Annotated in this window: 10 protein-coding genes and 1 riboswitch; of the genes, 3 read left to right on the top strand and 7 right to left on the bottom strand. The window is 73.2% G+C overall.

The genetic code is table 11. From position 1 onward, the window contains the following. Window positions 1-33 precede the first annotated feature (33 nt). Window positions 34-1,074, top strand: a complete 1,041-nt coding sequence (sepH, locus tag ABZ919_RS03175; protein WP_361241999.1) for a septation protein SepH — start codon at window positions 34-36, stop codon at window positions 1,072-1,074. Window positions 1,075-1,156: 82 nt separating this feature from the next. On the opposite strand, the gene ABZ919_RS03170 is transcribed toward sepH, so the two are convergent. After that, window positions 1,157-2,008, bottom strand: coding sequence for a sulfurtransferase (locus tag ABZ919_RS03170; RefSeq protein ID WP_361241996.1), 852 nt, complete (start codon window positions 2,006-2,008; stop codon window positions 1,157-1,159). 325 nt (window positions 2,009-2,333) lie between these two features. On the opposite strand from ABZ919_RS03170, the gene ABZ919_RS03165 reads away from it, so the two are divergent. Continuing rightward, on the top strand, window positions 2,334-3,125 hold the full coding sequence (locus ABZ919_RS03165) for a VOC family protein (protein WP_361241993.1): 792 nt from the start codon (window positions 2,334-2,336) through the stop codon (window positions 3,123-3,125). A gap of 147 nt (window positions 3,126-3,272) precedes the next feature. Here ABZ919_RS03165 and ABZ919_RS03160 read toward each other — a convergent pair whose 3' ends face one another. From ABZ919_RS03160 to ABZ919_RS03145, 4 genes are all read right to left on the bottom strand, one after another. Then, window positions 3,273-3,923, bottom strand: coding sequence for a thymidine kinase (locus ABZ919_RS03160; protein ID WP_361241990.1), 651 nt, complete (start codon window positions 3,921-3,923; stop codon window positions 3,273-3,275). Between the two features lie 49 nt (window positions 3,924-3,972). Further along, complete coding sequence (locus ABZ919_RS03155; RefSeq protein WP_361241987.1) at window positions 3,973-5,163, bottom strand: nucleotide pyrophosphatase/phosphodiesterase family protein; 1,191 nt, start codon at window positions 5,161-5,163, stop codon at window positions 3,973-3,975. Beyond that, window positions 5,163-5,750, bottom strand: coding sequence for a DUF5998 family protein (locus tag ABZ919_RS03150; protein WP_361241984.1), 588 nt, complete (start codon window positions 5,748-5,750; stop codon window positions 5,163-5,165). Before ABZ919_RS03150 ends, ABZ919_RS03155 begins: the two co-directional genes overlap by 1 nt. Before the next feature lie 281 nt (window positions 5,751-6,031). Then, window positions 6,032-8,866, bottom strand: coding sequence for a GNAT family N-acetyltransferase (locus ABZ919_RS03145; RefSeq protein ID WP_361241981.1), 2,835 nt, complete (start codon window positions 8,864-8,866; stop codon window positions 6,032-6,034). 178 nt (window positions 8,867-9,044) lie between these two features. Here ABZ919_RS03145 and ABZ919_RS03140 point away from each other — a divergent pair, with 178 nt between their 5' ends. Next, window positions 9,045-9,326, top strand: a complete 282-nt coding sequence (locus ABZ919_RS03140) for an HPr family phosphocarrier protein (RefSeq protein ID WP_361241978.1) — start codon at window positions 9,045-9,047, stop codon at window positions 9,324-9,326. 147 nt (window positions 9,327-9,473) lie between these two features. Here ABZ919_RS03140 and ABZ919_RS03135 read toward each other — a convergent pair whose 3' ends face one another. Both ABZ919_RS03135 and ABZ919_RS03130 read right to left on the bottom strand, forming a co-directional pair. Then, window positions 9,474-10,160: a GntR family transcriptional regulator gene (locus ABZ919_RS03135; protein ID WP_361241975.1), complete on the bottom strand. Its 687-nt coding sequence runs from the start codon at window positions 10,158-10,160 to the stop codon at window positions 9,474-9,476. A 213-nt stretch (window positions 10,161-10,373) separates the two neighbouring features. Continuing rightward, window positions 10,374-11,117, bottom strand: coding sequence for a M23 family metallopeptidase (locus ABZ919_RS03130; protein ID WP_361241972.1), 744 nt, complete (start codon window positions 11,115-11,117; stop codon window positions 10,374-10,376). A 12-nt stretch (window positions 11,118-11,129) separates the two neighbouring features. Then, a riboswitch (cyclic di-AMP (ydaO/yuaA leader) is annotated at window positions 11,130-11,292 on the bottom strand. Window positions 11,293-11,488 lie beyond the last annotated feature (196 nt).

Here is an 11,488-nt window from a genome sequence, read left to right as displayed (position 1 = left end):
GTGACGTCGGCAGGCACCACCCGGGAGGTCCCCATGCCCGAACTGCGTGTCGTGGCCGTCTCCAATGACGGCACACGGCTGGTGCTGAAGGCTGCCGACTCTACGGAGTACACGCTTCCGATCGACGAACGTCTCCGCGCCGCCGTGCGCGGCGACCGGCCGCGCCTCGGCCAGATCGAGATCGAGGTCGAGAGCCATCTGCGCCCGCGTGACATCCAGGCGCGTATACGTGCAGGTGCCACCGCGGAAGAGGTCGCCCAGCTCGCCGGCATCCCCGTCGACCGGGTACGGCGCTTCGAGGGTCCCGTGCTGGCCGAGCGCGCCTTCATGGCCGAACGCGCCCGCAAGACTCCGGTCCGCCGCCCCGGCGAGAACTCCGGCCCGCCGCTCGGCGAGGCGGTACAGGAGCGGCTGCTGCTGCGCGGCGCCGAGAAGGACACCGTGCAGTGGGACTCCTGGCGCCGCGACGACGGCACCTGGGAGGTGCTGCTCGTCTACCGTGTCGCGGGCGAGCCGCACTCGGCGAGCTGGACGTACGACCCGCCGCGGCGGCTCGTACAGGCCGTGGACGACGAGGCGCGCTCGCTCATCGGCGAGTCCGACGACCTCGCCGTGCCCGAGCCGAGCTTCCCGTTCGTGCCGCGCATCGCCCGGCTGCCGCGGGAGCGTTCGCTGGACCGTGCGCTCGACCGGGGTGAGCGGGAGCGGCCGAGTCTGCCCGCGCAGCCGTCCGAGCCCGCCGAGGAGGGCACGGGCGAACGCGACTCGCTGACCAGTCTGCTGGAGGCGGTACCGAGCTTCCGGGGCGACCTGGTGGTTCCGGAGCGACCGGTGGAGACGCCGGAGGAACCCGCCGACGAACCGGCCGCCGAGGAACCGCCGGCGCCCGCCGCATCGGCCGGTTCGGCCTACGCGGACGTCCTCATGCCCCGCTCCGTCGGCAGTCACCGGGACCGGCTCATCGGGGCCACCGACCGCCAGGCGGAGGCCGACGGCGTCCGCCCCGGCCGCCGCGCCGCCGTCCCGAGCTGGGACGAGATCGTGTTCGGCACGCGCCGCAAGAAGCAGGAGTAGAGGACAGAAGCAGAAAGAGGCAGGGCAGAGCGACCGTACGGGTATCGCAGGCACGCGTGCGTGCCTGCGATACCCGCTGCCGTCACTGCGGATCCGCGCCGACCGCCACCGGGCGGGCCGGGTCCGAGGACCACTCGGACCAGGAACCCACGTACAGGGCCGCCGGAATGCCGGCCACCGCGAGCGCGAGGACCTCGTGGGCGCCGGAGACGCCCGAGCCGCAGTAGACGCCCACCTCGGCGTCGGTGGACACGCCCAGGGCCTTGAAGCGGTCCCGCAGCTCCGCCGCGGGCAGGAAGCGGCCGTCGGGGCCCACGTTCTCCGTCGTCGGCGCGGACAGAGCGCCCGGGATGTGGCCGCCGACCCGGTCGATCGGCTCCACCTCACCGCGGTACCGCTCCCCCGCGCGCGCGTCCAGCAGGACGCCCGTGCCGGCCAGGGCCGCGGCCCCGTCCGCGTCCAGCAGCCCCGCCGCGGCCGGCACCGGCCGGAAGTCGCCCTCGGCCGGGTCCGGGATCTCCGTGGACAACTCGCCCCGCCAGGTCGGCATTCCACCGTCGAGGACCCGCACGTCCGGGTGACCCGTCCAGTGCAGCAGCCACCAGGCGCGTGCGGCCGCCCAGCCCTGGCCCCCGTCGTACACGACGACCGGACGGTCGGCCGACACGCCCGCGCGGCGCATCGCGGCACCGAACTCCGCGAGGTCCGGCAGCGGATGCCGGCCGTTCCCTCCGGGCTCTCCGGCCAGCTCCCGGTCCAGGTCGACGAAGACCGCGCCGGGAATGTGGCCGGCCGCGTACTCGGCCCGCCCGTCGAAGGCCGGCGCACCCGCCGCCTTCGCCACGCTCAGCTGCCAGCGCACGTCCAGCAGCACCGGCGGGCGGGCCCCGGTCAGCTCGTGGGCGAGATCGATTGCGGTGATGATGGCTGTCATGGCATCCATCCATACGCCAGGGGTGGCCGCGGCGTCCAGGTCCGGCTACTCTGCTCGGCCGGACAGGCTCGATCACGCGGCGTACGGGATCGAGCACGTGCTGTACAGCCGGCGGACACCCGCCGGCCATCGTCAGGAAGCGGCGAAAGACGACAGATCGGGCATCCTCCTCCCGGAGGCATCGCCGGGCGGCGGCGTGGTCTCGCACCCGGCGCCGTGGAGGATGCGGGCACCGGCACGGGCGTCACCCGCCGCCGGCGTGGACACCCCTTCCGGGGAGCGGAAGCGACACGGCCACCGCGAGGGGCCGGGGAGAGAGTGATCGATGACCGAGGCACGGGAGCCGGCCGGCCCGCACGCACGGCGCGCGCCCGGCACACCCTGCTGGGTGAGCCTGATGGCGCACGGGCTGGCCGCCACCGAGGAGTTCTACGGTGAGCTGTTCGGCTGGGAGTTCCGGCCGGGCCCGCAGCAGCTCGGCCCGTATGTGCGGGCGCTGCTGGACGGGCACGAGGTGGCGGGCATGGGCCAGCTGCCGCCGGACCGCCGGCTGCCGATCGCCTGGACGCCGTACCTCGCCTCGTACGACGTGGACCTGACGGCCGACACGGTACGGGAGTGCGGCGGCACGGTGGCGGTCGGTCCGCTGGACGCCGCCGAGGCCGGGCGGATGGCCATCGCCGCGGACCCCGCCGGGGCGGTGTTCGGCATCTGGCAGGGCTCCGCGCACCTCGGCACCACGATCACCGGCATGCCCGGCACTCCCGCGTGGAACGAGCTGGTGACCTTCGAGACCGAGAGCGTCGCCAAGTTCTACGCGACCGTGTTCGGTTACGAACAGGAACCGGTGGTCTCGGCCGACTTCGACTACGTCACCCTGCATCTGGCCGGCCGCCCGGTGGCCGGCCTGCACGGCGTCGGCCACGCCCTGCCCCGCGATCGCGGACCGCACTGGCAGACGTACTTCGAGGTCGCCGACACCGAGGCGACGGTGCGGCAGGTCGCGGAGCTCGGCGGCCGCGTCATCCGCCAGCCGCAGGACAGCCCGCACGGCCGTGTGGCCACGGTGGCGGACCCGGAGGGCGCGGAGTTCTCCGTGATCCAGAACCCGCACTGAGCGAACTCGGCACTGCGCGAACCCGGGCGGCTGCCGGGGAGCCCGCCGTGGAGCAAGTGCGGGACCGGTGGAACCGGTGGACGTACCCGGAGAACGGGCGGAAGCGTCCGGGGACCCGGCCCGCGTGCCCGCGACGAGGCCCGTGGCTCAGGACGGTGCGACGGGCAGGACGTCCGGGGACAGGGCCGCCGCGCGGGCCGTCGCCGCGGTCATGCGGCGCCGGTGGTGGCGGCGGCACAGCACCTCGTAGCCGACTTCGCCCGCCGCCTGGTTGACGTCGCCGACGACCACCTGGGCGCCCTCGACCACCATCTCGCCGCCTATGGTGCGCGCATTGTGCGTGGCGCGGGCGCCGCACCAGCACAGCGCCTCCACCTGGAGCACCTCGATCCGGTCGGCCAGCTCCACCAGCCGCTGTGAGCCGGGGAAGAGCTTGGAGCGGAAGTCGGTGGTGATCCCGAAGGCGTACACGTCCAGACCCAGGTCGTCCACCACGCGCGCGAGCTGGTCGATCTGCTCGGGTGCGAGGAACTGTGCCTCGTCCGCGATCACGTAGTCGGCCCGGCGGCCCTGCGAGAGGTGATCCACGAGATAGGCGTACAGGTCCTGGTCGTCCGCGACCTCCACGGCGTCGGTGACCAGGCCGAGCCGGGAGGACAGCTTGCCCTCGCCCGCGCGGTCGTTCCGGGTGAAGATCATGCCGGCGAGGCCGCGCGCGGAGCGGTTGTGCTCGATCTGCAGAGCCAGCGTCGACTTCCCGCAGTCCATCGTTCCGGAGAAGAACACCAGCTCGGGCATGAGGAGTTGAACACCTTTCGGCAAGGGTGGGGGCGGAGCTTCGAGGGTTTCAGGAGCGTACTTCGAGCAACGGGACCAGCTGCTCGGCGGGCGTCATCGAACCGTGGTTGCCGACCAGGGCCGACTCCTTCGGCTCCCGCTCGGACGCGATGATCAGCACGTCGTCGTGCGCGGCCGCGACCACGTCCCCGAGCCGTGGGTACACCCGCTCGTCGATGTGCGGCCCGAACCAGCCCGCCGCGATCGCCTCGTCCCGCGAGGCCACCCAGAACTGCTCGCCGAGCACCTCGCGCCAGCAGGTCAGTACGTCGTTCTCGGCGCCCGGCACCGCGTACACGTGCCTGGCCCGGCCCTCGCCGCCCAGCAGGGCGGCCCCGGCGCGCAGCTCCCAGTCCGTGTCGAAGTCGAGCCGGTGCTCCTCGTCGAACGGCACGTCGACCATGCCGTGGTCGGCGGTGATGTACAGCGCGCTGCGCGGCGGCAGTTGCTCGGCGAGGCGCTGGGCGAGCCGGTCGACGCGCATCAGCTGGCCGCGCCAGGTGTCGGAGGCGACGCCGTAGCGGTGGCCGGCGCCGTCCAGCTCGGAGTAGTACGTGTAGACCAGCGAGCGGTCGCCGGCGGCCAGTTGACCGGCCGCGAGGTCCATGCGCTCCTCGCCGCTCAGCCGTCCGTGGAAGCTGCCGCCGCTGAGCGCGATCTTGGTGAGCGGGGTGTACTCGAAGGCGGGCGAGGTCACCTGGGCGGTGTGCACCCCGGCGTCGTGGGCCAGCTGGAAGACGGTGGGATACGGCTGCCAGGCGCGCGGCTCGGTGTACGGCTGCCAGCGGAGCTGGTTCATCAGCTCGCCGGTGGCCGGGTTGCGCGCGCTGTAGCCGGGCAGGCCGTGCGCGCCGGGTGGCAGGCCGGTGCCGACGGAGGCGAGGGAGGTGGCGGTGGTCGCCGGGTAGCCGGCGGTGAGCGGGCGGCCGGTGCCGCCGCGCGAGGTGCCGAGCAGCGAGGCGAGGAAGGGGGCCTCGTCGGCGTGGGCCCGGAGCTGCTCCCAGCCGAGCCCGTCGATCAGGAACACACAGACCCGGTCGGCCGCGGTCAGTTCGGAGATGGTGGCGGTCACGCCGGGGACGCCGAGGCCCGCGGCCAGCGTGGGCAGCAGATCGGCGAGGGAGCCGGTGCCGTACTCGGGCAGCGGCGCGGTGTCGAGGGCGAGGGGCTCCGGGTGGTCCCAGGCGGAGAGCTGGGACATCAGCGCGCGATGTCCGCGGTCGCCTCCGAGATGGCCTGGGCGAAGGCGAGCGCCTGGCGCACCGTCTCCGGGCCGTCCCCGGCCTCGCTGACGCGCAGGCTGAGGTCGTCCGCCGTGGAGCTGCCGGTGTAGCCGTGGTCGGCGTCGCAGTTGGGGTCGCCGCAGGCGGCGGGCTCCAGGTCGATGCGGCTGACGGCACCCCAGCCGATGGTCAGCACGACCTCGCGGGGCAGGGTGCCCGGGGAGTACTGCTCCGGGTTGGCGACCACCCGGCTGACCACGACGGAGGAGATCCGGCCGAGCTTCACGGACTCGGTGGAGGTGGTGGCGTACGGCGTCGGGGAGGTGCTGTCGGCGGCCTGCTCGTCGGTGTGGCTGACGATGAAGCGGTTACCGGTGAGGACCAGCACCGTGACATGGCGGCGGACCTCGTTCTGGTCGAACGTGGTCTCCTGGTGGACCAGGTACGACCGGATGGGCTCGCCGCCCACGGCGGCCTCCACCGCCTCGGCCACGAGGGCCGGGTAGTAGCCGCTGCGCTCGATCGCCGCGCGCAGCCCCTGGGTCGTCGTACTGGTCTTGGCCATGGCGTCCATCCTAATCCGTGGGCAAGGGGGGTCCGGGCCAGTCACGCAGACCCGGGAAGGCCCGCGCAGGCCGGGCGGCGGCTCGCTGGAAGCCCACGTGGGGGCGGCGGGCCCAGGGGCGGCGCGAGGCTGCACGGCATGTGCGGCTCCGCCGCATCCGCGCGGGAACCCACCACGGCCCCGCACCCGCGCACGTACTTGTACGTCCCGGCCTGCGGGTCGCGCCTGCCCTCGGGCAACCGGCGCCACGCGGTCTCCACGCGGTTCCCCCTGCCCTCCGCTCAGTAGGCCGGCATCCTCCGCGGGCCGAGGTCGTCGCGGGCCGGCGGAGGCGCCAGCCGCACGGTGGCGCCGAGGACGCTCACGCCGTGCGGGGCGACGACGACCGGCTCCAGGGTCACGGCGACCACCTCCGGGTGATCGTCGACCAGCCGGGACACCCGCAGCAGCAGCTCCTCCAGCGCCGGGGTGTCCACGGGTGTGGAGCCACGCCAGCCGAACAGCATCGGTGCCGTGCGGATCGACCGCACCAGGGAGGCCGCCTCCCGGTCGGTGACCGGGACGAGCCGGTGCGCCATGTCGCCGAGCAGCTGGGAGGCCGCCCCGGCGAGCCCGAAGGACAGCACGGCTCCGGCCGCCGGGTCGATCACGGCCCGTACGACGGTGTCGACCCCGCGCGGTGCCATGCCCTGCACCACCGGCCGCAGCTCCTCGGGCTTCCCGAACAGCTCGGTCAACTCCGCGTACGTCCGGCGCAGTTGTTCCTCGTCGGCGAGGTCGAGGCGTACGCCGCCGAGATCGGCGCGGTGCCTGAGACGGGGGGCGGTGGCCTTCAGGGCCACCGGGTAGCCGAGGGCGCGGGCGGCCTCGGCGGCGGCGTCGGGGCTGGGCGCGGGCAGCGCGCGCCGCACCTGGATGCCGTACTTGCCGAGCAGCTCGCAGGTCTCCGCGTCGGAGATCGTGAGCCCTTCGCCGCGTGCGAGCAGCTCACCGATGAGCCGCGCGGCCCCCTTCTCGTCCATGTCGTCGTACTCAGGCACCTTCCCCGGTTCCGCCGTCTCCCGACGCCACTGCGCGTACTTCACGGCTTCGGCCAGAGCCCGGACGGCACGCTCGGCGGCGGGGTAGGCGGGGATGAGACGGGTGCCCTCCGGGGGAGCCGGCAGCGCGGCGCCCATCCGTTCCGCAGGGCGGGCGGGGGCGGCACCGCCCTGGGTGCCGGGTGCTTTGTCCAGGGCCGCAGGCGCGGTACTGGCCGCGGCCGACAGCGCCTCGGCCAGCCCTCCGAGCTCCACGTGCACCACCAGCACCGGCTTGCCCGGGACGGCAGCCGCAGCCGACCGCAACGCCTCGGCCAGCTCGGCGTCCCCCGCCGAGCCCTCCCCGATCGCGGGGATCGCGCAGACGACGACGGCGTCGTTGGTGTCGTCGGCCAGCGCCGCGGACAACGCCCGGTGGAAGTCCTCCGCCGTCGCCCCGGTCGTCAGGTCCAGCGGACGCGAGGGCCGCAGTTCCTCCGCCAGACACCGGTCGTACGTCAGCACTCCCAGCGATTCCGAGTTGCCGAGGATCGCCACCCTCGGCCCGGCCGGCAGCGGCTGCCGGGCGAGCAGCAGACCCGCGTCGACCAGCTCGGTGATCGTGTCGACCCGGATGACCCCGGCCTGGCGCAGCAGCGCGGAGACGGTGGCGTGCGGCAGCCGGGTGGCCCGGACCGCGTGGCCCTGCGGCGCGGTGCCGGCGCCCTGCACCACGACGAGCGGCTTCGACACCGCGGTCCGCCGGGCCAGGCGCGTGAACTTGCGCGGGTTGCCGATGGACTCCAGGTACATGAGGACGACGTCGGTCCCGGGGTCGTCGTACCAGTACTGCAGGACGTCGTTGCCGGAGACGTCCGCGCGGTTGCCGGCGGACACGAAGGTGGACACGCCGGTGACCCCCGTGACGCCTCCCCCGCGCCGGTGCAGGCGGGAGAGCAGGGCGATGCCGATGGCGCCGGACTGGGCGAAGATCCCGATGCGGCCGGGGCGGGGCATCTCCGGGGCGAGGGAGGCGTTCAGCCGGACGTCCGGGGCGGTGTTGATGATCCCGAAGGCGTTGGGGCCGATGATCCGCATGCCGTACGCCCGTGCCTGCCGGACGAGCGCCCGCTGCCGCTCGCGCCCCTCGGGCCCGATCTCGGCGTACCCGGCGGAGAGCACGACGAGTCCCTGCACCCCGTGCTCTCCGCACTCGGCGACCGCGGCCGGCACGTACTCGGCCGGCACGGCGACGACGGCCAGGTCGACGGGGCCCTCTATGTCCCGCACGGACCGCTGCGCCGGCACCCCGTCGACCTCCTCGAGGTCCGCCGGGAAGGACTTGTTGACGGCGTACAGCCGGCCGCCGTAGCCGGCGTCACGGAGGTTGCCCAGGACGCTGCGGCCGACACCGCCGGGGACGCGGCCGACGCCGACGACCGCCACCGAGCCGGGGACGAGCAGCCGCCGCACCGAGCGGGCCTCGGCGCGCTGCTCCCGGGCGCGCTGGACGGCGACGGAGCGGTCGGTGGGTTCGAGGTCGAACTCCAGACGGACGACGCCGTCCTCGAAGCTGCGCTTCTGGGTGTAGCCGGCGTCCGTGAAGACCTTGATCATCTTGGTGTTGGCGGGCAGCACCTCCGCGGCGAAGCGGCGGATGCCGCGCTCGCGGGCCACGGCCGCGATGTGCTCCATCAGGGCGGAGGCGACCCCGCGGCCCTGGTGGGCGTCCTGCACCAGGAAGGCGACCTCGGCCTCGTCGGCGGGCGCGGAGGCGGGCATGCCGTCGGCGCCGATGCGGTCGTAGCGTACGGTGGCGATGAACTCGCCGCCGATGGTGGCCGCGAGCCCCACCCGGTCCACAAAGTCGTGGTGCGTGAAGCGGTGGACGTCCTTGGCGGAGAGCCTGGGGTACGGCGCGAAGAAGCGGTAGTACTTCGACTCGTCCGAGACCTGCTCGTAGAAGCTGACCAGGCGGTCGGCGTCATCAATGGTGATGGGCCTGATGCGTGCCGTACCACCGTCGCGCAGCACCACGTCCGCCTCCCAGTGGGCGGGGTACTGGTGCCGGTCCTGCCGGTCCGCCGAGGTCTGCATGGGCCCCAGAGTACGGCTCGCGTCCGACAACGGCGCGGGGCAGTCTGTGGAGGACGACACGTCGGATCGAGGCCGCGGTCCGACGACACGCCCGAGCAGGACGCAGGTCCGATCCGGGCACGCTTCACGGTATGGGAAACTGGTCTAGACAACCCTGAAGAATGAAGGGCAGCAACACATGGCTGAGCGCCGCGTCAACGTCGGCTGGGCCGAGGGCCTCCACGCCCGCCCCGCTTCCATCTTCGTCCGAGCCGCCACGGCCGCAGGCGTCCCGGTGACGATCGCAAAGGCCGGCGGCCCGCCGGTCAACGCGGCCTCCATGCTGGCCGTCCTGGGCCTCGGCGCCCAGGGTGGCGAGGAGATCGTCCTGGCCTCCGAAGCCGAGGGCGCGGACGCCGCCCTGGACCGTCTGGCCAAGCTGGTCTCCGAAGGCCTCGAGGAACTGCCCGAGACGGTCTGAACACCAGCGCACTGACGCACCGGAGCCGCGCCGCCCTTTTCGGGTGGCGCGGCTCCGCCGCATCCCGGCTCATCGCGCACACACTGGAATTCGGGCAGCCAAAATAAACCACCGCCGAATTACTTCTCTTTGTATACGGCGCCCGTGTTAATGCCGAAGGCCAGACATGTTTACGCCGTGTTGCGAAGTCCTCACACGCTCGGCGGCCCTGGAAAAACGCAGTCGGTGCGCGCCCGCCGCGCGCTCGGCGTGCAGCGCCGTGACCGCCCGCGCGCGTTCGCCGTCGCCGCGCGCCACCGCGTCGACGATGGCGCCGTGTTCCGCCCACGAGTCCACCGGGCTCGGCGGTGCCTCCACCGCGTACATCCAGGCGATCTTGTACCGCAGTTGGGTGAGCATCGCGGTCAGCGAGGGGCTGCCGCCGGCCTGCACGAGCGTCTCGTGGAACCAGCCGCCGAGCGAGCGCAGATCCTCGCTGTTCCCCCTCCTGGCCCGCTCCTGCCCCAGCCTGACCAGGCCGCGCAGCACCTTGAGATGGGCCTCGGTGCGCCGCTGGGCGGCCCGGGCGGCGCCGAGCGGCTCCAGGAGCATGCGCATCTCCAGCAGGTCGGCGGCCTCCTGCTCGGTCGGCTCGGCCACGCACGCGCCCGCGTGCCGGCGCGTCACCACGAAACCCTCGGCCTCCAGGGTGCGCAGCGCCTCGCGGACGGGGACGCGCGAGACGCCGTAGCGGCGGGCCAGGACTTCCTCGGTGAGGCGGCCACCGCGTTCGTGGACACCCGCGACGATGTCGTCCCGGATGGCCGTGCACACCGAGTGCGCCGGAATACGCATGTCCGACCTCCGCCTTAATCCCCGTGAAACGCCGACGATGGACGCGTGTTCCGTGACTCTATTCCAATGGGCCGGAATTTCCGACGCCGGGTCGGAATCCATGGATATTTTTTGGTCGGCGGACCGGGCGGGCACCGGGGAAAACGGTGAAAGCCCCGGCTCGGTGAGCCGGGGCCTCACATGCCGTGCGACGACTGCCGTGCGACGAGGTGGTCAGACGTTCACGCCGTGCTTGCGGAGGTAGGCGAGGGGGTCGACGTCCGAGCCGTAGTCGGGGCTCGTACGGGCCTCGAAGTGCAGGTGCGGGCCGGTGACGTTGCCGGTCGCGCCGGACAGGCCGATCTGCTGGCCCGGGGTGACCCGCTGGCCCACCGAGACGCCGATGGACGACAGGTGGCCGTACTGGGTGTACATGCCGTCGGCCATCCGGATCACGATCTGGTTGCCGTACGCGCCGCCCCACCCGGTGGAGACGACGGTTCCGGAGCCCACCGCGTGGACGGCGGTGCCGCTCGCGGCATGGAAGTCGATGCCCGTGTGGTGACCGGAGGACCACAGGGAGCTGCTGGCCTGGTAGCCGGTGGAGACGTAGGAGTCGGCTATCGGGGCGACGAAGGCGTTCAGGCGCTTGCGCTCGGCCTCGCGGGCGGCGCGGGCCCTGGCCTCCCGCTCCTCCTTCGCCTTCTGGGCGGCGGCCTGCTCGGCCGCCTTCTGCTCGGCCGCGTGCTTCTGGGCGGCGGCCTGCGCGTCGATCTTCTCGGCGATGTCGTCGCCGACGCTGATCACGGGCGTGAGGCCGGTCTGCTCGGCGGTGTTCTCGGTGGCGAACGCGGGGGACGCCGCGAGGGTGCCGATGACGCCGGTGGTGGTGAGGGCAGCGATGCCGGCCGCCTGAGCGGTGGTGCGCTTGACCCGGCCGGGCTTGCGGTGCTTCCCGGTGGCGCACATGAACGCCATGGAGTGGCTGGTCCTTTCCTTCCCTCTCGCCTACCGGGTTAGCTGACGGGTTCGGAGCAGGAAGGTCTCCTACGGACTCCCTCGCAGGCGCGCGGGTGCCCGATTCACCCCAGGGACTGCGTGGGTCCCCGGCTCCCCTGGCTCGCGCCGTACGGGGACTCGGCGATGGCTGTCCGGTGCCGCGGGTGCGGCGCACTGCCCGACGAACAGCCCGGACGACGCTACGAAAGCCGACCTTGGAATCCCAAACGGATCCGGGCTTTTGTAGCGCATCCCACAGGGCAGACAGGCAACCTCCGCCGCAAATCGGGCATCTGAGGAAGGGAGTGGAACAGCAGGGGCCCTGACGGCCTGTAAGCCGTCAGGGCCCC

Origin of the sequence: Streptomyces sp. NPDC046759 (assembly GCF_040645475.1) — a bacterium.
Lineage (GTDB): Bacteria > Actinomycetota > Actinomycetes > Streptomycetales > Streptomycetaceae > Streptomyces.
The sequence above is the reverse complement of the archived record's forward strand: the minus strand, read 5'-3'. Positions and strand labels throughout refer to the sequence as shown.

Excerpts from the sequence above, each read along its gene's own strand:
- sepH (WP_361241999.1), top strand. The coding sequence starts at position 34 with ATGCCCGAACTGCGTGTCGTGGCCGTCTCCAATGACGGCACACGGCTG.
- ABZ919_RS03170 (WP_361241996.1), bottom strand. The coding sequence starts at position 2,008 with ATGACAGCCATCATCACCGCAATCGATCTCGCCCACGAGCTGACCGGG.
- ABZ919_RS03165 (WP_361241993.1), top strand. The coding sequence starts at position 2,334 with ATGACCGAGGCACGGGAGCCGGCCGGCCCGCACGCACGGCGCGCGCCC.
- ABZ919_RS03160 (WP_361241990.1), bottom strand. The coding sequence starts at position 3,923 with ATGCCCGAGCTGGTGTTCTTCTCCGGAACGATGGACTGCGGGAAGTCG.
- ABZ919_RS03155 (WP_361241987.1), bottom strand. The coding sequence starts at position 5,163 with ATGTCCCAGCTCTCCGCCTGGGACCACCCGGAGCCCCTCGCCCTCGAC.
- ABZ919_RS03150 (WP_361241984.1), bottom strand. The coding sequence starts at position 5,750 with ATGGCCAAGACCAGTACGACGACCCAGGGGCTGCGCGCGGCGATCGAG.
- ABZ919_RS03145 (WP_361241981.1), bottom strand. The coding sequence starts at position 8,866 with ATGCAGACCTCGGCGGACCGGCAGGACCGGCACCAGTACCCCGCCCAC.
- ABZ919_RS03140 (WP_361241978.1), top strand. The coding sequence starts at position 9,045 with ATGGCTGAGCGCCGCGTCAACGTCGGCTGGGCCGAGGGCCTCCACGCC.
- ABZ919_RS03135 (WP_361241975.1), bottom strand. The coding sequence starts at position 10,160 with ATGCGTATTCCGGCGCACTCGGTGTGCACGGCCATCCGGGACGACATC.
- ABZ919_RS03130 (WP_361241972.1), bottom strand. The coding sequence starts at position 11,117 with ATGGCGTTCATGTGCGCCACCGGGAAGCACCGCAAGCCCGGCCGGGTC.